Origin of the sequence: Acidisoma sp. S159 (assembly GCF_009766125.1) — a bacterium.
Lineage (GTDB): Bacteria > Pseudomonadota > Alphaproteobacteria > Acetobacterales > Acetobacteraceae > Acidisoma.
Genome location: NZ_LMUG01000008.1, coordinates 133501 through 157989, shown reverse-complemented (window position 1 = coordinate 157989; position 24489 = coordinate 133501). Strand labels below are relative to the sequence as shown.

General features: G+C 62.9%; 23 protein-coding genes. 16 read left to right on the top strand and 7 right to left on the bottom strand.

What is annotated here, in order from left to right:
• Positions 1-149 precede the first annotated feature (149 nt).
• From GSQ92_RS04050 to iolD, 3 genes are read right to left on the bottom strand one after another with little or no spacing between them, the layout of a single operon-like run.
• The gene (locus GSQ92_RS04050) at positions 150-956 is read right to left on the bottom strand and encodes an SDR family oxidoreductase (RefSeq protein WP_254066561.1); all 807 of its coding nucleotides are present in this window, start codon (positions 954-956) and stop codon (positions 150-152) included.
• A gap of 5 nt (positions 957-961) precedes the next feature.
• The gene (gene iolE, locus GSQ92_RS04045; protein ID WP_159013065.1) at positions 962-1861 is read right to left on the bottom strand and encodes a myo-inosose-2 dehydratase; all 900 of its coding nucleotides are present in this window, start codon (positions 1859-1861) and stop codon (positions 962-964) included.
• Positions 1862-1866: 5 nt separating this feature from the next.
• Positions 1867-3738 (bottom strand): 3D-(3,5/4)-trihydroxycyclohexane-1,2-dione acylhydrolase (decyclizing), encoded by a 1872-nt coding sequence (iolD, locus tag GSQ92_RS04040; RefSeq protein WP_158804315.1) that lies wholly within the window; start codon positions 3736-3738, stop codon positions 1867-1869.
• A gap of 112 nt (positions 3739-3850) precedes the next feature.
• Between iolD and iolG the strand changes: the two genes are divergently transcribed.
• From iolG to GSQ92_RS03990, 10 genes are all read left to right on the top strand, one after another.
• On the top strand, positions 3851-4858 hold the full coding sequence (iolG, locus tag GSQ92_RS04035) for an inositol 2-dehydrogenase (RefSeq protein ID WP_158804316.1): 1008 nt from the start codon (positions 3851-3853) through the stop codon (positions 4856-4858).
• Positions 4858-6294 (top strand): NAD-dependent succinate-semialdehyde dehydrogenase, encoded by a 1437-nt coding sequence (locus GSQ92_RS04030; protein WP_159013064.1) that lies wholly within the window; start codon positions 4858-4860, stop codon positions 6292-6294. The genes iolG and GSQ92_RS04030 overlap by 1 nt, the downstream gene beginning before the upstream one ends.
• Position 6295: 1 nt before the next feature.
• Positions 6296-7105, top strand: coding sequence for an HpcH/HpaI aldolase/citrate lyase family protein (locus tag GSQ92_RS04025; RefSeq protein WP_159013063.1), 810 nt, complete (start codon positions 6296-6298; stop codon positions 7103-7105).
• Entirely contained in the window at positions 7105-8067 is a 963-nt protein-coding gene (locus GSQ92_RS04020) for a hydroxyacid dehydrogenase (protein WP_159013062.1), read from the top strand. The genes GSQ92_RS04025 and GSQ92_RS04020 overlap by 1 nt, the downstream gene beginning before the upstream one ends.
• On the top strand, positions 8064-9194 hold the full coding sequence (locus tag GSQ92_RS04015) for a Gfo/Idh/MocA family protein (protein ID WP_159013061.1): 1131 nt from the start codon (positions 8064-8066) through the stop codon (positions 9192-9194). The genes GSQ92_RS04020 and GSQ92_RS04015 overlap by 4 nt, the downstream gene beginning before the upstream one ends.
• 140 nt (positions 9195-9334) lie before the next feature.
• The gene (locus GSQ92_RS04010) at positions 9335-10828 is read left to right on the top strand and encodes a CoA-acylating methylmalonate-semialdehyde dehydrogenase (RefSeq protein WP_159013060.1); all 1494 of its coding nucleotides are present in this window, start codon (positions 9335-9337) and stop codon (positions 10826-10828) included.
• Between the two features lie 108 nt (positions 10829-10936).
• Positions 10937-12514 (top strand): sugar ABC transporter ATP-binding protein, encoded by a 1578-nt coding sequence (locus GSQ92_RS04005; RefSeq protein ID WP_158802147.1) that lies wholly within the window; start codon positions 10937-10939, stop codon positions 12512-12514.
• A 42-nt stretch (positions 12515-12556) separates the two neighbouring features.
• Entirely contained in the window at positions 12557-13561 is a 1005-nt protein-coding gene (locus tag GSQ92_RS04000; RefSeq protein WP_158802146.1) for an ABC transporter permease subunit, read from the top strand.
• A gap of 49 nt (positions 13562-13610) precedes the next feature.
• Positions 13611-14570 carry an ABC transporter substrate-binding protein gene (locus GSQ92_RS03995; RefSeq protein ID WP_158802145.1) on the top strand — a complete coding sequence of 320 codons (960 nt, stop codon included), beginning with the start codon at positions 13611-13613 and terminating at the stop codon, positions 14568-14570.
• Between the two features lie 79 nt (positions 14571-14649).
• Positions 14650-15147, top strand: coding sequence for an SgcJ/EcaC family oxidoreductase (locus GSQ92_RS03990; RefSeq protein ID WP_158802144.1), 498 nt, complete (start codon positions 14650-14652; stop codon positions 15145-15147).
• A 173-nt stretch (positions 15148-15320) separates the two neighbouring features.
• On the opposite strand, the gene GSQ92_RS03985 is transcribed toward GSQ92_RS03990, so the two are convergent.
• Positions 15321-16442, bottom strand: a complete 1122-nt coding sequence (locus GSQ92_RS03985; protein WP_158802143.1) for a Gfo/Idh/MocA family protein — start codon at positions 16440-16442, stop codon at positions 15321-15323.
• Positions 16443-16584: 142 nt separating this feature from the next.
• Here GSQ92_RS03985 and GSQ92_RS03980 point away from each other — a divergent pair, with 142 nt between their 5' ends.
• Positions 16585-17649: a low specificity L-threonine aldolase gene (locus GSQ92_RS03980; RefSeq protein ID WP_158802142.1), complete on the top strand. Its 1065-nt coding sequence runs from the start codon at positions 16585-16587 to the stop codon at positions 17647-17649.
• Between the two features lie 178 nt (positions 17650-17827).
• Here GSQ92_RS03980 and GSQ92_RS03975 read toward each other — a convergent pair whose 3' ends face one another.
• Both GSQ92_RS03975 and mntR read right to left on the bottom strand, forming a co-directional pair.
• Complete coding sequence (locus GSQ92_RS03975) at positions 17828-18238, bottom strand: VOC family protein (protein ID WP_216849965.1); 411 nt, start codon at positions 18236-18238, stop codon at positions 17828-17830.
• A 46-nt stretch (positions 18239-18284) separates the two neighbouring features.
• Complete coding sequence (gene mntR / locus GSQ92_RS03970) at positions 18285-18713, bottom strand: manganese-binding transcriptional regulator MntR (protein WP_254065533.1); 429 nt, start codon at positions 18711-18713, stop codon at positions 18285-18287.
• A gap of 97 nt (positions 18714-18810) precedes the next feature.
• Between mntR and GSQ92_RS03965 the strand changes: the two genes are divergently transcribed.
• From GSQ92_RS03965 to GSQ92_RS31560, 4 genes are all read left to right on the top strand, one after another.
• The gene (locus tag GSQ92_RS03965; protein ID WP_158802139.1) at positions 18811-20091 is read left to right on the top strand and encodes an Nramp family divalent metal transporter; all 1281 of its coding nucleotides are present in this window, start codon (positions 18811-18813) and stop codon (positions 20089-20091) included.
• A gap of 94 nt (positions 20092-20185) precedes the next feature.
• Entirely contained in the window at positions 20186-20437 is a 252-nt protein-coding gene (locus GSQ92_RS03960) for a hypothetical protein (protein ID WP_158802138.1), read from the top strand.
• 148 nt (positions 20438-20585) lie between these two features.
• A complete protein-coding gene (locus GSQ92_RS03955) occupies positions 20586-20783 on the top strand; it encodes a hypothetical protein (RefSeq protein WP_158802137.1) in 198 nt (65 codons plus the stop codon).
• Positions 20784-20785: 2 nt separating this feature from the next.
• Positions 20786-20899: a transposase gene (locus tag GSQ92_RS31560; protein ID WP_158802136.1), complete on the top strand. Its 114-nt coding sequence runs from the start codon at positions 20786-20788 to the stop codon at positions 20897-20899.
• 84 nt (positions 20900-20983) lie between these two features.
• Here GSQ92_RS31560 and GSQ92_RS03945 read toward each other — a convergent pair whose 3' ends face one another.
• Positions 20984-22615 (bottom strand): glycosyltransferase family 2 protein, encoded by a 1632-nt coding sequence (locus GSQ92_RS03945; protein ID WP_158802135.1) that lies wholly within the window; start codon positions 22613-22615, stop codon positions 20984-20986.
• Between the two features lie 193 nt (positions 22616-22808).
• On the opposite strand from GSQ92_RS03945, the gene GSQ92_RS03940 reads away from it, so the two are divergent.
• Positions 22809-24440 carry a gamma-glutamyltransferase family protein gene (locus tag GSQ92_RS03940; RefSeq protein ID WP_371417974.1) on the top strand — a complete coding sequence of 544 codons (1632 nt, stop codon included), beginning with the start codon at positions 22809-22811 and terminating at the stop codon, positions 24438-24440.
• The last annotated feature ends 49 nt before the right edge of the window (positions 24441-24489 follow it).

Genomic DNA, 24489 nt, shown 5'->3' with positions numbered 1-24489 from the left:
GGACTTTGGCGCGCCTTGGTGGCCGGAGTTTGGAGCGCGACAGCCAACCGGACGAGCGGCCGCTTACACCGCTCGCCGACCCTGACTGCAGCAACGTAGGCAATCTGCGTCGGGTTTCGCAATCGGTGGGCCGTGTGGCGCAATGATGGTCAGACGGGCAACTTCATCGGGCCTTCTGGAGCGGGCATCCCACTTGCCGCCGCACCCCAGACGGACTGATCGAAATTCACGATGGAACCGGTCATCAGCCCTGCGTCGTCCGAGACGAGGAAGTTCACGGCGCGAGCGGCCTCCGCTGGATCGACAAGCCGGCCAAAGGGAAGCTGCTTTGCCGCCTTCTCCAACCAGTCGGGATCATCCGCAGCCTGATTCTTCTGTTCCTGATCCGACGCCATCCAGCCAACGTTGAGCTGATTTATGCGTATGCGGTTTCCGGCTACCGAGAAGGCTGTATTAGCAGTTAAGGTCGTGAGCGCCCCTTTCGAGGCGCAGTAGGCATTAATAAATGGCTGGCCGGAAAGAGCCGAAATCGAACCGATATTACAGATGGCGCCCTCGATCCCATCACGGATCATGAGCTTGATCGCTCCCTGCATCAGGAAGTACGGACCGCGGACGTTGGTTGCGAAGATGCGATCGAATAAGGCGGGATCCGTGTCGAGGATCGTTCCTCGTTCAGTGGAAGCACCTGAATTGACCAGAACATCCAGGCGGCCGAAGCGCCGATCAGTTTCAGTGATAACTCGGCGGCAATCGTCGACGGAGCCGAGGTCAGCGCGAATAAAAACTATTGGCACGCCGAATTCCTCCGACAGCCCCTTCGCGAGAGTGTTGCCCCGCTGCTCGTTGCGGCCTGTCACGGCTATCCCTGCGGCGCCGGCTGCCGCGAGCCTCCGGCCGATTGCTGCTCCCAAACCTTGGGTCGCGCCCGTCACCACGCAGACCTTTTTGTCCATCCGGTTCATGGACCGACCTCGTATCCTGTCAGCGCCATAATCCGCAGAAGCTCGGCATGCCCCTTTTTTGCCATCGCGAGTGGCGGATTCTTCTTTGGGTCCTGCTCTGCCTCCACGACGAACCAGCCTTGGTAGCCGTAGGAAGCAAGTTTTCCGATGATCGATTCAAAATCTAGCGAACCGTCACCGGGAACTGTGAAAGCTCCCTTCACCACTGCGTCGAGAAAGCTCTCCTTGGCCCGGTCGATGCTATCGATCACCGCTCCTCGCACATCCTTCGTGTGGACATGACTGATACGGGCGTGGTGTTTATCGATTACGCGCATCACATCGCCACCAGCGAACGCCATATGACCGGCATCGAAGAGCAGTGGCAGACCCCGACCGGAGTGCTTCATGAGCAGGTCAAGCTCGGCCTCGGTTTCGATAGCGGCGGCCATATGGTGATGGTAGGAAATGGGCATGCCCTGCTCCGCACACCACTCGGCGAAAGCCGTCATTTTGTGCCCGTAAATCCGGATCTCCTCTTCGGAGAGCTTGGGCTTGGTCGCGAGCGGCGCGGAACGGATACCCTGAATTGAGCGCGCCGTTTCGCCGTAAACGATGCAGGGCGCGCCGGCCGCAACGAAAAAGTCCAATTGGGCACGGATCCGGTCCTTCTCCTGCTCGATGTCCCCATCGAGCAGTAGGCCAGAGAACCATCCTCCACACACCGAGATGCCGTGGCGTTTCAGAATTGGCCCCAGCTCATTCATATCCATCGGAAAGCGGCGCCCGGTTTCGGAACCGGTGAAGCCCGCTTCTCTCGTTTGCCGGAGACATTCATCCAGGCTGACGTCGTCCGACAGTTCCGCGAGGTCGTCATTCCACCAGGCGATGGGCGCGATACCTAGCTTTGCTTTCATGACCGTTAGACCCCAACGCGTTGCTTCGTGCGGATTTCCTCCTGGTGTTTCCGGGCGGCTTGCACGGACTCCCGCGTGGAAACTTCAGGCACGCCAACGTCCCAATCTGCGTCACCTGGTGTCCACGCGAAGGCGTCTGTCGTGATGGACAGCACAGTAGTCCGGTCATTGGCCTTGGCCCATTCAAGGGCTGGAGCCAGCTCGGCAAGACTGTCGCAATGGCGTGTCGCCGCACCCATCGATTCCGCATGCTTGATGAAGTCGACATGCAGGGGTGCACCGGGATTCTTCACGCGGCTATCGACGAGCAGATTGTTAAACCCTGGCACGCCCTTGGCCTGCTGCAGGCGATTGATTACCGCGAAACCGCCGTTGTCGCAGACCACGACGATCATCTTGTGGCCTGTCAGCACCGTCGAGTAGATGTCGGAGTTCATCATCATATAGGAGCCGTCGCCAACCATCACGATCGGCGTGCCCCCAAGCCCGCCGGGGCCGCTATTGGCCATGGCGTGACCCCAGCCCGCGGCAATCTCGTAGCCCATGCAGGAAAAGCCCCATTCGAGATCGAAGGTATTCGGCGACTTCACGCGCCAGCCTTTCGAGACTTCCCCAGGAAGACCGCCGGCGGCGGTGATGATTGTGTCAACGTCTCCTGCTGCCTGGTTTACGACGTGGACGACCTGGGCATAGGTTGGAACCGGGGCATTGCTGGGCGCCTGGAGCTTGGCCAGAAGCTCGTCCCACTCCTTGAACAAGGCCTGAGCCCGGGTCATATAGTCGGGCTTCACCTTCCAGTCACCAAGAGCTTGCGTGAGCTCGGCTACGGTTTCCAGCGCATCCCCTACGACAGCGACTGCACGATGCTTAATCGCATCGAAGCGGGCGGTATTGATGGATATGAACCGCGCCGTCTGACTGAAGACCGTCCAGGACCCAGTCGTGAAGTCCTGCAGCCGGGTGCCCACCGCGAGGATGACGTCGGCTTCGCCTGCCAAAGTATTCGCCGATGTGGATCCGACGATACCGATAGGCCCAGCGTGGGCCTCGTGATAATGCGTTAAGCACCCTTTGCCCGCGATGGTTTCGACAATCGGGATGCCATGCTTTACCGCAAAAGCAGCGACCGCGTCCTCCGCCAGCGAATAACGCACGCCGCCGCCCGCGATTATCAGTGGCTTCTTCGCCGTCTTCAGAAGTTCCACAGCTTCCGCAAGCTTCCGCCGGTCCGGCCGTGGACGCGGAATGCTCCATAGCTGCGGTTCGAAGAAGGCCTTCGGATAGTTGAAGGCGATTTCCTGAGTGTCCTGCGGCAGTGAAATAAAGGCTGGTCCGCAATCGGCCGGATCAAGCATCGCTGCCACAGCCTGCGGTAGCGAAGAGAGAATTTGCGCGGGGTGGCTGATCCGGTCCCAGTAGCGTGTGACCGGCTTGAATGCATCATTAACCGTCATGGTCGGGTCGCCGAAGTTCTCGACCTGCTGCAAAACCGGATCGGGGATGCGAGTGGTGAATGTGTCGCCCGCGAGCAAAAGAAGAGGCAGCCGGTTCGCGTGGGCGGTGCCCGCCGCCGTCACCATGTTTAAAGCGCCGGGACCGATGGACGAGGCGGCGACCATGATCTGGCGCCGCCGCTTGCCTTTGGTGAAGGCAGTAGCGGCAAGGGCCATCGACTGCTCGTTCTGTCCACGCCAGGTCGGCAGCCTATCCTTGACCGCCTCCAGCGCCTCCGAGAGGCAACTTACGTTGCCGTGGCCAAAAATCCCGAAGACGCCCGGGAAGAGAGGCACTCTGGTGCCGTCGACCTCTGTGAATTGCTGCGCCAGCCATTCCACGACAGCCTGAGCCATCGTGAGGCGGATTGTCGCCTGTGTCATTTTGTTTCCTCCCTTTAGACGGGTTGTGACCACCATACGCTGGTGCATTTAATATTGACAACCCCGGCGTAATGCAACATTAATTGCTGAACGAAAAACGGGGGGCGTCCTAATGATCAGAATCGCGCTGCTTGGGTGCGGGCGCATCGGCGCTATGCATGCGATCAATATCGCGACACACCCGCGTGCGCGGCTTGCGGCAATATACGATATTAACCGTTCCACGGCAGAAACTGTCGCCGCTTTAACTGGAGCTCCGGTAATGGAGTCCGCGGCTGCCATTTTCGCGTCCCCCGAGGTGGATGCCGTTCTGATTGCTACGGCAACTGATACCCACGCCGATCTTCTGGAACATGCCGTCGCGGCAGGCAAGCCCGTACTCTGTGAAAAGCCCATCGACCTCAGCCTGGCGCGTGTAAACCAGTGCGCGGCGGTTATTCGCGGAACGCCACTCCCAATCCAGATCGGTTTTGTCCGGCGCTTCGACCCGGGACATAAAGCTGTGCACGATGCCGTCCGCACTGGCGATATCGGCGAACTTCACCAAGTCATTGTCACCTCGCGCGATCCGGGGCTCGCACCCGAGGGTTATCTGAAGGTTTCCGGCGGCATCCTGCGGGACATGACGATCCATGATTTCGACATGGCGCGCTTCATTTTGGGAGAGGAACCGGTGGATGTTTTCGCTACCGGTTCGCGTCTCGTGTCACCTGCGCTGATGGAAGGTCTCGGAGACTACGACACGGTAACAGTTGCGATGACCACTGCATCTGGCAAGCAAGCCATCATTATCAACTCGCGCGAAGCGGCGTACGGATACGACCAGCGTGTGGAAGCCTTCGGCAGCAAGGGCCTTGCCGTTTCAGAGAATCGGCGGCCGCATCACATGACACTTTCAGGCCGCGGCTTTACGGAAACGGCCGCGCCTCTGCTCGACTTCTTTATTGAGCGCTACACGGAAGCTTTCGAAGCTGAGATTACCGCTTTCGCGCAAGCGGTGGAAACGGGGCAGCCGGCAGTTGTCGGTTTCGAGGATGGACGCCTGGCGCTCGTGCTAGCTGAGGCGGCGATCAAGTCGATCGCCGAGCGCCGTGTCGTTGAAGTAACGGAGGTTGCGTGATGTATACAAAGTTCGGATTGTTCATCGGCGGTGCTTGGCGGCAGGCAACAGACGGCGAAACGGTGCCGGTGATGAGCCCTGTCTCGGAAACTCCTCTGGGAGATGTGCCGCAAGCGGGTGTCGCAGATACTGAGGCGGCGCTGGCCGCCGCTGAAGAGGGGCTAGCTCGCTGGCGTGCCACTCCTGCCTTCACGCGCGCTGACGCCCTCCACGCCATCGCCGACGAAATGGCGCGCCGCACCCCCGAAGCGGCGCGGATGATCTCAAGTGAGACAGGCAAGCCGATTGCGCAAGCGAGCCGCGAATGGGTTTTGAGCACCGATCAGTTCCGGTGGTACGCGGAAGAGGCCCGCCGCATCTATGGCCGGATAGTGGAAAGCCGCGTTCCGGGCGGCCGCTACGAGGTGAGCCACGAGCCCATTGGCATTGCAGCAGCCTTCACCGCCTGGAATTTTCCTGCCGCGCTGGTTGCCCGGAAGGTCGCGCCCGCTCTAGCCGCGGGGTGCTCCGTTATTGTTCGCCCATCCTCGCAGACGCCAGGCGTCGCAATGGTGATGATTGACTGTTGCCTGGCTGGCAACCTCCCGCCAGGAGTGGTGAATCTGGTCGTTGGACCAACCGCCACGACCTACGGGCCGATTATGGCGTCTAAAGCGGTGCGGAAGGTCTCGCTCACCGGTTCTACCCGTGTTGGACAGCAAATGGTCCGCGATGCCGCTGACACAATGAAGAAGGTATCGATGGAGCTCGGCGGCAACGCGCCGCTCATCGTCTACGGCGACGCAGATTTGACTACGGCTTTGAATGCAACGGCAGCGACCAAATATGCCAATGCCGGACAGGTGTGCGTTACGCCCGACCGGTTCTATGTCCACGAGAGCCTCCATGACGCATTTGTCGAAGGTTTTGTCACCCGGGCGAAAGCTATCAAGCTCGGCGATGGCCTGGATGAAGCGGTGGCCATGGGTCCCCTTATCAACGCCCGCCGCGTGACCGAAATTGAGGGAATTGTAGCCGAGGCCGTGGCTGCCGGTGCGAAGGTGCTTGCCGGGGGGCGCCGCCCTTCCGGCTTCAACAGCGGCCACTTCTACGAGCCCACCGTTATTACGGACGTGACAGACGATATGCGCGTGATGGCGGAAGAGAATTTCGGTCCAATCGCCGCGATTACACGTTTCTCGAGCGATGATGAAGCCATCGCGCGCGCCAATTCGTCTGACATGGGACTTTCCGCCTACGCCTTTACAAGTTCGCCAGGACGCGCCCGCCGCACAGTGGCGGAGCTCAAAGCCGGAATGGTGGGCATCAACTCCTTTGCCCTCGCAGCGTCAGAAGTGCCTTTCGGAGGGACGAATTTCTCAGGAATGGGCCGGGAGGGAGGGGTCGAAGGCATCCGCGACTACCTAGACGTAAAGTTGGCGCAGGTAGTCTTCTGATATGATCACCAACCGGCTTAAGCAGCTCTGGGCTGAGGGGAAACCCACGATCAACGGCTGGTGCTCGATAGGTAACCCCTTCACCGCCGAAATCATGGCCGCCCAGGGATACGATTCGGTAAGCATCGACGTACAGCACGGCGCGCTCGATTACACGAGCGTGTTGCCCATGCTACAGGCGATGCGGGCCTCGGGTGTCGTGACAATGGCCCGGGTGCCGTGGCTGGAGCCCGGTGTCATCATGAAAATCCTCGATGCGGGCGCCTACGGGATAATTTGCCCGATGGTGAATACGGCCGAGCAGGCGGCGGAGTTTGTCAGCTATGTGCGTTATCCTCCACTCGGGCAGCGCAGTTTCGGACCAACCCGGGCGGCCTATTCTGCCGGCGCGAATTACGCTGCGGAAGCAAACGGCGAGATCCTGGCGTTTGCGATGATCGAGACCGGACAAGGCATGAGCAACCTTGAGGCAATTGCAGCCACCTCTGGTCTCGACGGCATCTATGTCGGCCCGGCGGACCTCGCGCTGAGCCTGTCCAGTGGCCGTCTCACCCCGGGTTTTGACCGCGAGGAGCCGGAGATGATCGAAAGACTGCGAGAAATCATAGCTGTCTGCAAAAAGCACGGCATTCGCGGGGCGCTTCACTGCGGCACAGCGGAATACGCCGCACGGGCGATCGGCTGGGGGTTCAACATGACCACCGTGTCCGGCGATTCGAGGCTGCTCGCAGCCGCGGCCACCGCGAGTGTCTCGAAGTTCCGCGCGCTCGTAGGAGGAAATGCCGCAAAGGTGACGGGAGGGGGTTACTGATGCCTCACGTCCTGATCGCGGGAAGCTTGCACCGATCGGGCATCGCCCTGCTGAACAGCACCTCTGGTGTGACCTATGATTATGTCGAAGAGGTCTCAGAGGACAGCTACGCGCCTTTCATCGGCGCCGCTGATGGGCTGATCATCCGTACGCAGCCCTTGTCCGCAGAAACCGTGGAGAGGGCGCCAAGACTCAAGATTGTTTCGCGTCATGGCGTAGGTTACGATTCAGTTGATCTCAACGCACTGAATGCGCGCGAGATTCCCCTCTGCATTGTCGGCGACGTAAACTCCATCTCCGTCGCTGAACATGCAATGACGCTCATCCTTGCGTGTGCGAAGTTTCTTGTCAGGGCGGATCGTTCGGTCCGTGATGGCAAATGGGGCTGGCGCAATAAACTTGAAGTAGGAGAGGTTAGCGGCAAGCGCCTTCTTATACTGGGTTACGGACGGGCCGGACGGCATCTGGCGCGGATGGCGGCAGGATTCGGAATGGATATCCGCGCCTACGACCCATTCCTGTCCAACAGCGGTAACTGGCCCGCAGGACCGGTGGAAGCGGTTGACAGTCTGCTGGACGGACTTGCGTCGGCTGATTTCATATCGATTAACGTGCCCAGGGCAGACAAGCCGCTCATTGGTGATGCGGAATTGCAGCGGGTCAAACCTGGCGTCATTCTCGTCAATACGGCCCGGGGAGGCGTCGTGGACGAAGCCGCACTCGCCGCGGCTTTGGCTGACGGTCGCGTAGCGGCCGCCGGCCTAGACGTGTTCGACGACGAACCGCCTGCTGCAGGCAATCCCATACTTGCCTTCGATCAGGCAATCCTAACGCCGCACGTCGCCGGGCTGACGGCGCAAGCCGCGGAACGCATGGCCGTCGCGTCCGTGCGGAACGTCCTGGATTTTTTCGCGGGGCGGCTTGACCCCACCCTCATCGTGAACAAGGGCTTCAAAAAATGACGGAGCGCAAGCTGCGTATTGGCTTGATCGGTAGCGGCTTCATGGGCAAGACACATGCCTTCGGCTACTCTGCGGCGTCGCGGGTTTTCGAACTGCCGCTCCAGCCCGAACTCGCCTGCCTGGCCGACATCAACGAAGAGGCTGCCGCGAAAGCCGCTGCCGCGCTGGGCTTTGCGCGTTCCACCGGAGACTGGCGTGCTCTCGTCACAGATCCTGAGATAGACGTCGTCAACATAACCGCTCCAAATGCCTTCCACAAAGAGATGACGCTCGCGGCTATTGCTGCCGGAAAGCATGTTTACTGCGAGAAGCCCTTGGCCCCCATTGCAGGCGACGCGCGGGAGATGGCGGAAGCGGCAGAGGCCAAGGGTGTCAAAACCCAGGTTGGGTTCAATTATCTTTGCAATCCAATGTTCAGCCTGGCGCGAGAGATGATCGCCGCCGGCGAACTCGGTGAAATCCGCGGCTACCGTGGTCTTCACGCGGAAGATTACATGGCTGACCCGCTGAGCCCCTTCACCTTCCGCCACGACCCGACCGGCGGCGGAGCACTGGCCGACCTTGGCAGCCATGCACTGGCCACGGCTGAGTTCCTGCTCGGACCGGCAGCGGGGCCGATCACCCGCGTCCTGGGTGATTGCGTGACGGTGGTCAGCGAAAGACCGGATGGCAAAGGCGGCACCCGCCGCGTTGAGGTAGATGATATTGGCCGAGCTTTCCTGCGTTTCGAGAACGGCGCCACTGGTTCGGTTGAGGGTAACTGGGTCGCAACCGGGCGTACCATGCAGCATGACTTCGAAGTCTTCGGCACCAAGGGCGCCCTCGCTTTCACGCAGCAGCGGTTCAATGAACTCCATTTCTTCTCAGCGGACGACGCTCGCGGCCGCAAGGGCTTTCGCCGCATCGAGGCCGGCCCTGACCACGCTCCCTATGGTCTGTTCTGTGTTGCTCCCGGTCATCAGCTCGGCTTCAACGATCTGAAGGCCATCGAGGTGGCCGGGTACCTGGAAGCAATTGCCGACCGCCGTCCTGAACCATTTAACTTTCGGGCCGGCCTGCGCATTCAAACGCTGGTGGAGGCGATCCACGCCTCAAGCCGTGCCTCGGCATGGCGGGAAGTCGGCTAGACGCTCGGGTGGTGCCACCGGCACCACCGCAATGTCGCAGTGAGTAACGGCGTGGCCGATACACGACTAGCGCTTCACGATGTCGCCCGACCACGCCTTCCTGACCTGGTAAGCAGCGCATCGCGCGCGAGGAGTCGAAAGTGGACACTGTTCAGCACTATATCGGGGGCAAGCTGACTTCCGGCGCTTCCGCGCGACGGGCGAAGGTCTATCAGCCGGCGGATGGTTCGGTCGCGCGCGAAGTCGTTCTCGGCACGCGTGACGATGTCGATGCCGCGGTGCGCGCGGCGACCGCCGCTTTCCCGAAATGGGCCGCGACGACCCCGCTCATGCGTGCTCGCGTGATGTTCCGCTTTCGCGACCTCATCGAGCAGAACGCGAAGAAGCTTGCCGCCATCATCACGGATGAGCATGGCAAGGTGCTCTCCGATGCGCTGGGCGAAGTCACCCGCGGCATGGAGGTGGTGGAATATGCGACCGCCGCTCCGGAGCTGCTGAAGGGTGATTTCACCGAACAGGCCGGACGCGACATCGACGCTTTCTCGCTGCGCCAGCCGCTCGGCGTTTGTGCGGGCATCACGCCATTCAATTTTCCCGTGATGGTGCCTTTGTGGATGCTGCCGATGGCAATTGCTTGTGGCAATTGCTTCATCCTTAAACCCTCGGAGCGCGATCCCAGCGCCTCGTTGCTGCTCGCTGATCTGCTCAAGCAGGCGGGGCTGCCGGATGGCGTGTTAGGTGTGGTCCATGGCGACAAGGAAGTCGTGGATGCGATCCTGGAGCACAAAGGCATCCAGGCGGTCAGCTTCGTGGGCTCCACGCCGATCGCGGAATATATCTACCACACCGGCGTCAAGAACGGTAAGCGCGTGCAGGCGCTGGGTGGTGCGAAGAACCACGCCGTCATCATGCCGGATTGCGATCTCGACAAGACCGTCGATGCGCTGATGGGTGCGGCCTATGGCTCGGCGGGCGAGCGCTGCATGGCGATTTCCGTGGCCGTCGCAGTCGGAGGAATTGGCGACAAGCTGATTGAGACCATGGCGCCGCGCGTGCGCGCCCTGAAAATCGGGCCGGGCACGGATAGCACAGCCGAAATGGGTCCGCTCGTCACCAAGGTGCATCTCGACAAAGTCACCGGCTATATCGATGCCGGTGTGGCGGAGGGCGCGAAGCTCGTGGTGGATGGCCGCGGCCTGAAGCTGCAGGGCTACGAGAACGGCAATTTCATCGGCGGCACGCTGTTCGACGACGTGACGCCCGAGATGAAGATCTACAAGGAGGAGATCTTCGGTCCGGTACTCGCGGTCGTGCGCGCCGATGACTTCACCTCGGCCATCAAGCTCGTCAATGAGCATGAATTCGGCAACGGCACCTCCATCTTCACCCGGGATGGCGATTCTGCCCGCGCCTATATGCACCAGGTCCAGGCCGGCATGGTGGGCATCAACGTGCCAATCCCGGTGCCGATGGCCTATCACAGCTTCGGCGGCTGGAAGCGCTCGCTCTTCGGGGACCACCACATGCACGGGCCGGAGGGCGTGCGGTTCTTCACCAAATACAAGGCGGTGACCTCGCGCTGGCCGGCCGGTATCCGCGCCGGGGCGGACTTCGTGATGCCAACGCTCGCCTGACGGATTATTGCGGGGCTGCCGTGCCGGGAGCGCTTGACAAGAGTGTTCCCGGCGCGAAACCTCTAAAATTGCAGATGCGGCTCAAACCGCGCGGAAACGGGAGGGTTTATGGAGCCGAACGAGACGGTCGCAAGCGCGCCAGCGCTTGACGCCAAACCGAAGTCGACCGCGCTTGAAATGCGTGGAATCAGCAAAACCTTTGGCTCCGTCCGCGCTCTGACGAACGTTTCCCTCACGGCCTACGCTGGTGAAATTCACGCCCTGATGGGGGAGAATGGCGCCGGCAAATCGACCCTCATGAAAATCCTCTCCGGCGCCTATCATGCCGATCCGGGCGGCGAGATCAGGATCGACGGTAAGCCTTTGCAAATCGGCAGCCCCCAGGCCGGCCGCCGCTCCGGCATTGCGGTGATCTACCAGGAATTGGCGCTCGCCCCGAATCTCACCGTCGCCGAGAATATGTTTCTGGGCGAGGAAATGCGCCGTGGCGGCATGATCGACCGCGCCGCCATGAACGCCGCCGCCCGGCCTTTCCTGGAGCGTCTGTCGGCGCCGTTCTCGCCTTCCGCCAAGGTCATCAGCCTGTCGATCGCCGAACGCCAGCTCGTCGAGATTGCGCGGGCGCTGGCAGGCCATCCGCATATCCTGGTGATGGACGAGCCGACGACCTGCCTTTCGGCCCGCGAGGCGGACAAGCTTTTCGCGATCATCCGGCAGCTTCGGTCCGAGGGGATCGCGATCATCTATATCAGCCACCGGATGGGCGAGGTTTACGAACTCTCCGACCGCGTCAGCGTATTGCGCGACGGCGGCATGGTCGGGACGCTCATGCGTGCGGAACTGAATGCCCCGACGCTGGTGCGCATGATGGTGGGACGCGACGAATCTTCCTTCTACAAGAAAGAGCATCGGCCGCCGGAGGAAGGGCACCGCAAAACCGTTTTCGAGGTGCGGGACATGGCCGATGTCAGCCGCGTCCACGGCTGTTCCTTTGTGGTGCGGGAAGGGGAGGTGCTGGGTATCGCCGGTCTCGTTGGCTCCGGCCGCACAGAGCTGGCGCGGCTGATCTATGGCGCCGACCCGAAAACCCGTGGTCAGGTCTTCATCGAGGGTCAGGAGAAGCACATCTCCAATCCGCGCGACGCGATCGACGCGGGGATTGTGTATCTCACCGAAGATCGCAAGGTGCTCGGGCTGTTTCTCGATATGAGCATCAGCGGCAACCTCAATATCAACGTCATCGGCGAAGACTCCCTGACCGGCGGCGTGCTCAACCTTGCGGCCGCGCGCCGCCGGGCGGCGGCGGCCATCCAGAAACTAGGGGTGCGCGCGCCTAACGCCGAGATTAATGTCGGCAGCCTCTCGGGCGGCAATCAGCAGAAAGTGCTGTTGTCGCGCCTGCTCGAAAGCAAGCCGAAGGTGCTTATCCTCGATGAGCCGACGCGCGGCGTCGATGTCGGCGCCAAATCAGAAATTTACCGTATCATCGACGATCTGGCACGCGGCGGCGCGGCGGTCGTCGTGATCTCCAGCGAGTTGCCGGAAGTCATCGGTGTCTCCGATCGCGTCGTCGTCATGCGGGACGGCCATCTGGTGGGCGAGGTCGAGGCGCATGCCGGTGCGCCCATCACTCAGGAAGCCGTGATGGCGCTCGCCACGGATCTCGCGGCGGCTCACGCGGCGTGATGACCCCGAAGAATAAATCCTTCAGCATGAGAGGGCCGAGAAATGTCTGAAGTAGCGGGCGATCCGATCGCGGGAAAAAGTCGCGAAACGGTCACGCATGCGCAGCGCATGCGGGCGATGTTCCAGTACGCCGGGATGCTGCCGGTCCTGATCCTGCTTTGCATCGGCTTCGCCATCGAGAATGGGCGATTCGCCTCGCTCACCAATATCTCGATCGTCCTGCAGCAGGCCGCGATCAATACGGTTCTCGCGGCCGGCATGACTTTTGTCATCCTCACCGCCGGTATCGACCTTTCGGTCGGCTCGATCCTCGCCGCTTCCGCGATGGGCGCTTTGCTGGTCTCCAAGATCCATGGCCTCGGCATGCTGGGCATCGTCGCAGGGCTCGCGGTCGGCCTGGGGTTTGGTCTCATCAATGGCCTGCTTATCGCGCTGGTTCGCCTGCCGCCCTTCATCGTGACCTTGGGTTCGCTGACGGCGGTGCGCGGGATGGCGCGGCTGATGGGCAGCGACACCACGATCTTCAACGCGAACCTGCCTTTTGCCTTCATCGGCAATGGCACGCTTTTCGGCGTGTCCTGGCTCGTCATCATCGCGCTGATTGTGGTGGTGCTGTCCTGGTTCATCCTGCGGCGAACCGTGCTCGGCACTCGCATTTACGCGGTCGGCGGCAATCCGGACGCGGCGCGGCTGACCGGCATCAAGGTCGGTGTCATCCTCATCTTCGTCTACGCGACCTCGGGTTTCCTTGCCGGGCTCGGCGGCGTCATGTCCGCCGCACGCCTCTATGCCGCGAATGGGTTGCAGCTTGGGCAGAGCTACGAATTGGACGCCATCGCCGCCGTCATTTTGGGTGGCACAAGCTTCACCGGTGGCATCGGATCGATCTGGGGCACACTGATCGGCGCATTAATTATCGCGATCCTCACGAATGGGCTTGTGCTTTCCGGTGTCTCGGATATTTGGCAGTTCATCGTGAAGGGTCTCGTCATTATCGGTGCCGTGACACTCGATCGCTATCGGCTGGACCATAACGGCCGCACCTGACCGGCCCGGAACGATCCGGGCCCCATCAACGCCATTCGGAGGACAGATAATGCAGCTTACCCGTTCGGGTCTCTCCCGCCTCGCCCTCGGCGCCGCGCTCGCGGTGGGTCTCGCCAGCCCGTCTTTCGCGGCTGACATCAAGAATGTCGGCATCACCGTCGGTTCGCTCGGCAACCCCTATTTCGCCGCGACCGATAAGGGCATCCAGGCGAAAGCCAAGGAGATCACGCCGGACGCGCATCTCACCGCGGTATCGTCGGATTACGATCTCAACAAGCAGTTCACCCAGATCGACAACTTCATCGCGGCCGGTGACAGCATCATCATGCTGAATGCCGTCGACCCGGTGGCGATCCTGCCCGCGGTGAAGAAGGCTCAGGCCGCCGGCATCGTCATCGCCGGGTTCGACGTCGCGGCGACCGGTGCCGACATCACGGTCATGACCGACAACGTCAAGGCGGGCGAGATTGCTTGCCAGTACATCGTCGATCATCTGCCGGGTAAGAAGGGCAATGTCATCATCATCAATGGCCCGCAGGTCTCGTCCATCGTCGATCGCGTGAAGGGCTGCCATCAGGCGCTCGCCACAGCGCCGGACATCAAAATCCTGTCCGATAACCAGAACGGCCAGGCCTCGCGCGATGGCGGTTTCGCGGTGGGACAGAGCATGTTGACCCGCTACCCTCAAATCGATGCGGTCTTCGCGATCAACGACCCGACGGCGATCGGTTTCAGCCTCGCCGCGAAACAGCAGAACCGTAAGGACCTTTTCATCACGTCAGTCGATGGAGCCCCGGATATCGTGGGCGAGATCGCGAATAAGGACGGGATGATCAAGGCTTCTGCCGCGCAGGACCCCTACGGCATGGCCGCTCAGGCCTATGAGATTGCCGTTGGCATCGTCGGCGGCAAGAAGCCCGCGAACAACGTCATCCTGCTCGCGCCGACACTGATCACCGCGGATAACGTTGCAAGCTACAAGGGCTGGGATCCGACCGCCGCGAAGTAAGCGCGCCGGACCAGGACCGCTACAAGCCCGCGTCGATCCTCGGCGCGGGCTTTTCTTTGTCGGGGAAAGGATCGTAGCGATGACGAATGTTCCGGCGGCGAATTGGCGCGGCGTCGTGCTGATGTTCGCGGCGGGATTGGCGCTGGGCCTCGGCCCCGCAGCGCCCGCGCGTGCCGCGACGCCTGATCAGACGCAGATCGCGGACGCGCTCAAGGCCTGGATGACGGCATTCAATACGCGCGATGCCGCTCATGTCTGCGATCTCTTCGCGCCTGACCTGGTCGCTGCCGTCCAGGGCAGCCCGACCCGTCATTTCGACACGGTTTGCGCGGGCCTGCGCAAGGCGCTGGCGAATAACTCGCGCGCCTTGCACTACACGATGGCAATCCGGGACATCATCGTCTCGGGCGACCTCGCCGTGGTGCCGATCGCCTGGACGCTGCAGGAGCGTGTTGGCCAAGGCAAGCCGCGCGTCGTATCCAAAGAAATCGGCATGGACGCCTTCCAGCGCCAAGCGGACGGCAAGTGGAAAATCACACGCTTCGTGAGCTTCACGATCCCCGCGAATGCGAAGTAACCGTCTGAGTTGCGGACATGAGCCGTCGGGGGTTTCCATCGTCATCTTCGGCGAAGGCCGAAGATCCACGCCTTACTCGCGGCGAGAAGGCAAGGCGTGGATTCTCGGCCGCGGGCGGCCCCGCCTTCGCCGAGCATGACGGGGGTGAAATCACTCCTGGCACTAGGCTCCGTTCAATCCAGCGTCACCCAGCGCTGCGCCCGCGACGATTCCAGCGCCGCGTCGATGACGCGCTGAACCTCATAGGCCTCGCGGAAATCAGCGAAGGGTCGCGGCCCGCCTGCCAGCGCTTCGAGGAAGTTGCGGATCTCGATGACCTTGAGATCGTTGAAACCGATCTGGTGGCCGCCCGCGATGCAGAAGGCGCCATAAGGCGGATGCTCCGGCCCGGCCAAAATGGTGCGGAAACCGTTGCGCGATCCGTCGCGCTCGACCTTGTAATAGCGCAGCTCGTTGAAGCGTTCCTGCGAGAAAACCAGCGCGCCCTTCTCGCCGATCACCTCGAATTCCAACTGCATCTTGCGGCCGGAGGAAAGCCAGCTCGTCTCGATCACGCCACGGCAGCCACGCGCGAAACGCAGCAGCATGCGCGCTTGGTCATCGACTTCTACAGCGCGTGACCCGCCACCACCGGGCAGCGGCCGCTCGGGAATCACCGTCTCGACATCGGCGCAGAGCGCGGAAATGGGGCCCAGCAAGAACCGCGCGATGCCGATGATGTGGCTACCGATATCGGCGATGGCACCCGCGCCGCCCGCAGGGTCCAGCCGCCAGGTCCAGGGCGACTGGCGGTCGATCATGAAATCCTCGGCATGGATGCCGCGGAAAGACCAGATTTGGCCAAGCTCGCCACTGGCGATCATCTCATGCGCCAAGGCCAGCATCGGATTGCAGATATAGTTGAAGCCGACCTGCGTCACGATCCCGGCGCGCTCGGCGGCTTCCACCATTTCCAACGCCGCCACGGCGGTCGGCGCGAGCGGCTTCTCGCAATAGACCGGCTTGCCAGCGGCGATCGCGGCCAGAGCGATGGGCGCATGCAGCAGATTGGGCGCGGTGATATCGACGACATCCACCGCCGGATCCGCGACCAGCGCCCGCCAATCTCCGGTTGAGCGGGCAAAGCCCAGCCGCGCCGCGGCGCCACGCGCCAGATCCTCATTCGCATCCGCCAGCACCTCCAGCACCGGCGCCAATGCCAGGTCGAAGACTCCGCCGACGGTGCGGAAGCCCAACGCGTGGGTTCGCCCCATAAAGCCGGACCCGACAAGCCCGATGCGTACCGGTTTCTTCATGGCGTCCCCTAAACACATCGATTGCATCGCACCGCTATTTGCCACGCGCGGCCTCGCGCGTCATCGGTTCGCTCGCGCGGTTTTGCGGGGGCGAGCGGTGGCGGTAGGGTCGCGCGCGGTTGAGCTTGAAGGATGAAGCGGAATGGCTGGCGGACGGAACGACTGGAATTTCGGTAGCGACAACGTGGCGCCCGTCGCGCCCGAGATCATGCAAGCCATCGCGGCCGCCAATCACGGCACCGCCGCCTCCTACGGCGCCGACGAATGGACCCTGCGGCTGGAGGCGAAGGCGCGCGACATCTTCGAAACCGACCTCGTCCTTTTTCCGGTTGCCACCGGCACCGCCGCCAATTCGCTCGCCCTCGCGGTGCTGGTGCCTTCCTACGGCGCCGTGCTCTGCGCTGAGGATGCGCATATCAACACTGATGAGTGCGGTGCGCCCGAATTCTTCACCGGCGGCGCCAAGCTGATCGGCTTGCCGGCGCCCGATGGCCGGCTGCGGCCCGAGCAGATCAACCAGCAAGCCGAGCGGGCGCGTGCCCTCGGCGTCCATGCCGTACAGCCGGCGGCTGTCAGCATCACTCAATCGACCGAGTGGGGCGCGGTCTATTCGGCCGCCGAACTCCAAGCGCTGGGCGAGGCGGCGAAGGCGCAGCGGCTGCCGGTCCATATGGATGGCGCGCGGTTCGCCAACGCGGTCGCGCATCTCGGCTGTTCGCCGGCCGAAACCACCTGGAAGGCCGGCGTGCAGGTGTTGTCGCTCGGCGCCACGAAGAACGGCGCCATGGCGGCTGAGGCGGTCATCTTCTTCGACCGCGCCCTCGCGCGCGGCTTCGAGGAGCGGCGCAAGCGGGCAGGGCACCTCTGGTCGAAGCTCCGCTACGTGAGCGCGCAGCTCGGCGCCTATTTGGAGGACGGGCTTTGGCTGCGGAACGCTACCCACGCCAATGCGATGGCGTCGCGTCTCGCCGCTGGCCTCGCCGCCATTCCTGGCGCCTCACTCGCGGTTCCGGTGCAGGCCAATGAGATCTTCATCTGCCTGCCGGAGCCTGTGGTCGCCGGTCTCCTCGCGGAGGGTTTCGGCTTCTACCGCTGGGATGCGCGACAGAGTTCCGCCGATCCGATGGTGCGGCTCGTGACCTCCTACGTCACCGACCCGGCGGCGGTGGAGGCACTCATCGCGGCGGCTAAGCGCCTCGCGAGTTAAGCTGGATGTCTCTGGTTTGGGTCATGCTTGTTCCACCACGTCATGCTCGGCGAAGGCCGAGCATCCACGCCTTGCCTGCGAACCAAGGAAGGCGTGGATGGCACGCCTTCGCGTGCCATGACGGATCTGTCGTTCCGGTTCGGTGCTAGATCATCACGCCAAAGCGGGCGCGGCGGTCTTACGGAACCTCCGCGTAGAGCTCCCACAGGATATTGTCGGGGTCGGTGAAGTAGCAGCTCCGCGCACCCCAGGGATAATCCGCCGGCATCCGCTGGAAGAGGAGACCGCTCTCCGTCAGGGTTGCGTGCCAGCGATCCACCGCCTCGGCGCTCGGTAGTTTGATCGAGACGCAGGCGCGGTGGTCGGGGCGCGGCGATATTGGCGGGCCGTTCGGACGTTTCACATCGGGCACATGCCCCACCTGCCAGACGACCAGGCTGACGCCCCGGCTGTCGAAGGCGGCAAACCCCTCGGTCCGCCGCCGCACGGTGAAGCCCAGCTTCTCGGTATAGAAGGCGATCGAGCGGTCCAGGTCCTGGACCAGCAGGCAGATGTCGCTGATGGCGTGAAGTTCGGAGAAGTCCGTCATCATTTCCTCGCAGGCTGGCCGTCGTGCCAGCTCTTTTGACGACTGCTTAACCATTTTCGCCTTCGACGAAACGCGCGAAAGCCTGGAGGCAGGTATCGGACACGTGATGTTCGATTCCCTCGGCATCCTGTTCGGCGATTTCCAGGGGCACGCCCAAGGCGAGAAGGGTCGCGACCACCAGGCGGTGGCGGGCCCGGACCCGCTCGGCAAGCCGCAGTCCGGCAGCCGTCAGCGCGACGCCGCGATAGGGTTTGACGAGGGCGAGCCCCTCGCGCTCCAGCCGGGTCACGCTGCGGATGACGGTGACATGCGAGACACCGAGGCGACGGGCGATTTCGGCCGCGCGGGCTTCCCCGGCTGTGTCGAGCAGATCGGCGATGAGCTCGACGTAATCCTCTAAAAGCGCCGAAGCCTGGGCACGCCGGGTCTTGCTGAAGCGATGGGCTTGAGTGGGTTGGGCCGGCAATTCTGTCAAAGCGGACCCTCCCTCGCGGTCGCTGTCGCTACGCCAAAGCCAAACTGCGGCAGACATCGCACTTGATCAAGATGTAGCACATGCTACATCTTGTCTCATGGACGCGGAGGCGCAACAGACACGGAGCTTGCGGCTGAGCGGCGGGGCGACCTGGCCGCGGCGTCTGCTCGCGGCTTCTGGTCCGGGTTACGTTATCGCCGTCGGCTATATGGATCCGGGAAACTGGGCGACCGATCTGGCTGGCGGTTCGGCCTATGGCTATCGCCTGCTCTCCGTCGTGCTCGCTTCCAGCATCATGGCGATGCTGCTGCAGGCCTGGTCGGCGAGGCTCGGCCTTGTCACAGGGCGCGACCTCGCCCAGAGCTGCGCCCAGGCTTTGCCCCGGATCCCGCGCATCGCACTTTGGGCCACGGCGGAACTCGGCATCATCGCCTGCGACCTCGCCGAGGTCATCGGCACGGCGATCGCGCTGAAGCTGCTGTTCGGACTGCCGCTCCTTGTCGGCGCCATCATCACCATTGTGGACGTCATCATCGTCCTCGCCCTTCTCGGGCGCGGCATGCGCGGGCTGGAGGCCTTCGTGATCGCCCTCATCATCACGGTGATGCTGTGCTTTGCGATCCAGATGGCGCTGGCGCAGCCGCCAATCCGCTCGGTGCTCGGCGGCTTTGTGCCGACGACGCGGATCGTGAGCGACCCGGCGATGCTGTATCTCGCGATTGGAATCATCGGCGCGACGGTGATGCCGCATAATCTCTACATGCACTCCGCCTTGGCGCGCGGACGGGCGGATCGACCGGATGGAGAAAAACGCGCGGCGCTGCGTTGGGCGGTCCTCGATTCCAATGTCGCCCTTGGCCTCGCCTTCGTCGTCAATGCGGCGATCCTGGTGCTGGCGGCGGCGACCTTCTTTGCGCATGGACGGCATGACGTGACCGATATCGCGCAAGCCTCTCACCTGCTGGCGCCGCTCCTCGGGAGCCATATCGCTCCGTTGGTTTTCGGCGTGGCGCTGCTTGCCTCCGGCCTCAACTCCTCGGTGACGGGGACGCTGGCGGGCCAGATCGTGATGGAGGGTTTTCTCAACATCCGTCTGCGGCCCTGGATGCGGCGGCTCGCGACAAGGGGCCTGGCGGTGGTGCCGGTCGTGGCTTTCACCGCTTTCGCCGGACCGAACAGCGTCAACGGCCTGCTTCTTGCGAGTCAGGTCGTGCTGTCGTGCCAGCTTCCCTTTGCCGTTTTCCCCCTAGTTCGCTTCGTGGGCGACCGCCGGCGCATGGGCGCCTTCGCTCTCAATCTGCCAGCCAAGACCCTGGCGTGGGGCGTCGCCTTCCTGATCCTAGGTCTCAACCTGTGGCTGATCGGCGGATTGCTGTAACAGCGCAGTCCGACGCCGAGGCGTCAGCTTTCTCCAACACGCCGCCTCCTGCCTCCGCCGCGGCGAGAGCCATTTCAAGCAATTCGCACCGCTCGTGAAACGCCGCGATTTCCGCTTGCAGGAGTCCGCGCAATGCGGCGACCTCGACTTGAAGGTGAAACTGGGTCTTCTCAACCCGGGCGAAAAGTCGCGCGGTTTCGGTGCGATGAGACCGCAGCATCGCGTCGCGAAACCGCCTCGCGGCTGGGCGAATATCGAGGCCGACCCCGGCGAAAGTGAGGATGGCGCGGCGGCACAGACTTGGCGAATGGGGCACGGAATTCCTTTCGCCGAACCTCGCGGCTGATCGCGGGCAGTGGCAAAGTGGTTTCGTATCGTGTATGAAGTTAGATGCTGAGTCGCAACCAAAATATTTGCTGAGTCGCAACGTCTGTGACGCTTTCCCGCGCTAGCTCTCGCTGGCAATGCCCACCAGCGTCATCGTCCGCGCAGGCATGCCATCCAGGGTCGCAGCGCTGCCCGCGCCGGCTTTGGCGATTGCCCAGCTGCTCGGGAAGAACGTCGCAGGTCTCGATGCGGAACTCGCCGAACTCGCTCGCACGATCGCGGCACTGCACAAGGCGAACCCGGTGAGCCAGAGACTTGCGGCGGTCCCCGGCGACGGTCGGTCAGCGCCATCACGCTGGCGCTGACTGTGGATGCGGCGCGGTTCCGGTGGAGGCGGCACTTCGCGGCCTGGATCGGATTAACGCCGCGTGAACACTCGACCCCGGCAATCCGCGTCTCGGCGGGATCAGCCGACAGGTAGTGAGCGGCTGCGCAGCTGCTGGTCATCGGCGCGACCGCGTCATCAGACATCCGGCAGTCGCGGCGAAGCAAGGCCGCCTCGCGCTCAGTGGTAGTGCATCCAGTCTGGCAGGGCGGCGTCTGGCGCCGCCTTCATGAAGTTGAGTTGGTCGCGATAAGGCAGGAAGGTCAGTAGCGCTGCAAAGACCGCCGGGGAGGGCGGGGTTCCCCGCGAGACCCAGGCGAACAATCCCTCCGAGGTCAGGACCTTCGGCGGCAGCGACGCGAGTTCGGCGACGATCTCGGGCTGAGGCAAAGCTCCGAGCAATCCGTGGACCTTGGCGAGCGAAAAGCGTTCCCAGTCCATCGCGACCTCACGGGTGACGAAAACTCGACCGATACCCTCTGGATCATCGACCATCGGCGGCCACGCCGTGATGAAGCGCCCGGTGCGAGGATGGCGCAGGCTGAACCGGGCGCTTTCGTCGCCCGCAACAGAAACCGCCTGGTAGGAGAGGATATCGCCGATGCGATGCTCTCTCAGGAAATCGACACGAATGGCGGGATCGACAGGCCGCACGATGCGGAGCGGGATCTCCGAGCGCGAAGAGATGAGAAAGACTATATCGGCTTCCGCAAGCGGTCTCATGGCGAAAACTGGATGGCAGCCAGCCAGCTTGATGGTGTCGGGTGTCGCGTGGAGCAGTTCCCCGGTGATTCCGTCGGCGCAGAGCACGGTTCCAAAGGCGCTTACGATCCAGTGAAAATCAGCTGCCGGCGAAACGATTGGCGCGGCGGCTGTTGGCGCGGTGCCGATCACTGAAAGCAATCGCTGCGCCAGTGGGGCAAAAAGACGCGGCAAGCTTCGCCTCTCCCGAGCTTCGCGCCTGAAGGCGAAGGCCGCCTGTCGGCATCGGTTCACGAAAGCCTTCAATACCTCGCGGTCGATCCGGAGGATCTGCCGGTAGATTGGCGACAATTTATCGAGCGGCGAAAGATCCTCGATCTCGTTCGTTCCGAACCCACCGAGATCCTCCTGTGACAGCAGGCGCAGATCCGGCCGGCGATGCAGGCGATCGATCAGATGCTCGATGCTGCGGCCGGTAAACTGCATGACCTTCGCCTGCGACCAGTCCGGCGGTTTGGCAACACAGCCGTGTTCGGTCCAGTCAAGGTGATGCCCCGCAGCGTCGATATAAGGCGCCTCGACATCGAAGCGATGCGTGTCGAGCCATTGCGGGCCGACTTTGCCGGGGCGCACGAATGATTTGATGACGTTGTGATAGGACCATGGAGCCGTATGCCGGGTGAAAGCCTCAAAAGGCGGGATCCGCGGCTTTAGAACGTGACCGTTATTTCCATAGCTGCACCAGCTGAAGCCGAGGCCGTTCGCGCCGGGATAGCGGGCGAGGAAGGATTTGATCGAGAGGTCTTGCCGGAGGTGCAGATATTCGTCGCCATCGAGAAACCCCATCCAATTGAATTTCGCGCCGAATAACGCGAGAGCTTCCCGAAAGGCCGCGGACTGCCGGTCCGTACGCGAGCGCAGCTTCGCGTCCGTTCGCAACAGACGAATATCCTGGCACTGGCTCGCGGCTCTGGCGATATTGTAGGTATGATCATCCGATTCATCGTCGAAGAGGATGATCGTATCGACACCGATCGTATGGTACCAGGCAAGCCAGGCCGGCAGATCCGATGCTTCGTTCTTGATGACCGTCACGACAGCAACCTTCATGGCAATCCCGTGCATTCGTTGTCGTATGGCGCGTCACGCCGATTGGCAGGATAGGACATCAGCCTCTCGACTGTGCTCGCGCGGAGCAGCGAATGCGTGCCTTGAACGCGGGATGACTTGCCGGAAACGGGTTTCAGCTTGATGAAGATAGACGGTATATTCCGCCTCCGAAGTGACTCTGATTGATGTAGCGATGGACAAACTGCCAATGTCTCAGGCGTCAGCCTCCTCACCCTTCATGCGTGACTTCGAGGCGCCCGGCCGCTCGGTAGCGATGGGGCGCAATGGTATGGCCGCGACCAGCCACCCGGCCGCAACCCTGACCGCGATCGAGGTGCTCCGCGCGGGCGGCAATGCCATCGATGCCGCCATCGCCGCCTGTGCCGTGCAATGCGTCGTCGAGCCGGCGATGACCGGCATCGGTGGTGACTGCTTCGCGCTCTACGCGCCCAATGGCGGTGCCGAGATTCACGCCTTCAACGGCGCCGGGCGGAGCCCCGCCGGGAGCGATGCGGAGGCACTGCGGCGTCAAGGCCATGCGCGGATCCCGCCGCATATCGCGGCAGCCGTCACGATACCCGGCGCGATCGATGCCTGGTGCCGCCTATCGGCCGATCATGGCTCCATGCGGTTGGGCGAGTTGCTGCAACCAGCAATCGCCTATGCCCGGGACGGCTACGCAGTGACACCCCGCGTCGCCTTCGACTGGCGAAACGCCGAGCCCGTCCTCGCTGCGCGCCCGGCGACCGCTGAGGCCTTTCTGACACAGGGGCGGGCGCCGGCCGCCGGAACGGTGCATCGTCTTCCACAGCTGGCCGAGACCTTGGCCGCCATCGCGGAGCATGGCCGGGACGCGCTTTATACCGGGCCGGTGGCCGAGGAGCTGGTGGAGACGCTCCGGGCCGAGGGCGGTTCGCATAACCTCGCGGATTTCGCCAACCATGCCGGCCAGTACGTCACGCCGGTCCGCGCGAGTTTCGGCGACTACGAGGTCGTCGAGTGTCCGCCGCCGGGGCAGGGCATCATTGTGCTGCTCATCCTCGGCATCCTCGAGCGCCTGCCGCGCTCCGGCGGACCGCTCGACCCTGCCCGGCTGCATCTCGAGATCGAGGCGGTGCGACAAGCCTATGCGGTGCGGGATGCCGCCCTGGCCGAGGGCTCGCCGAAATCGGTCGAGGAATTTCTGGCGCCGCGCTTCCTGGACAAACTGGCGGCCCTTATCGACACGAAGAGCGCGGCGACCGAGCTTCATGGCTATCCGGGGCCCGAGCATCGCGACACGGTTTACATCACGGTCGTCGACCGGCACCGCAACGCCGCGAGCTTCATCAACTCGATCTTCTGGGGTTTCGGCAGCGGCATCCTGGCGCCTCGCAGCGGCGTGCTGCTTAATAATCGCGGTTCAGGCTTCTCGCTCGTTCCGGGTCACCGAAATTCCTTGGCGCCGGGTCGGCAGCCGCTCCACACCATTATCCCGGCGATGCTGACGCGAAAGGGCCGCGTGGTGATGTCCTTCGGCGTGATGGGCGGCCATTACCAGGCGATGGGACAGGCGGCCCTGTTGTCGAAGGTCCTGGAACAGGGCCTCGACCTGCAAACCGCGATCGACCTGCCGCGCCTCTTCCCCGATCCAATGACCGGCAAGATCGAGGCGGAGGCGACGCTGCCCGCCTCAAGCCGGGCGGGGCTGGAGGCGCTTGGCCATAGCTTCATGGCGGCGGACGACCCGATCGGCGGCGCGCAGGCGATCTGGATCGACCATGCGACGGGCGTGCTGACGGGCGGTTCCGATCCGCGCAAGGATGGCTGCGCGCTGGGTTACTAGACCGGATGCCCATCGATGGCGTGCACCTTGCGCGCCACATGTTGAACGG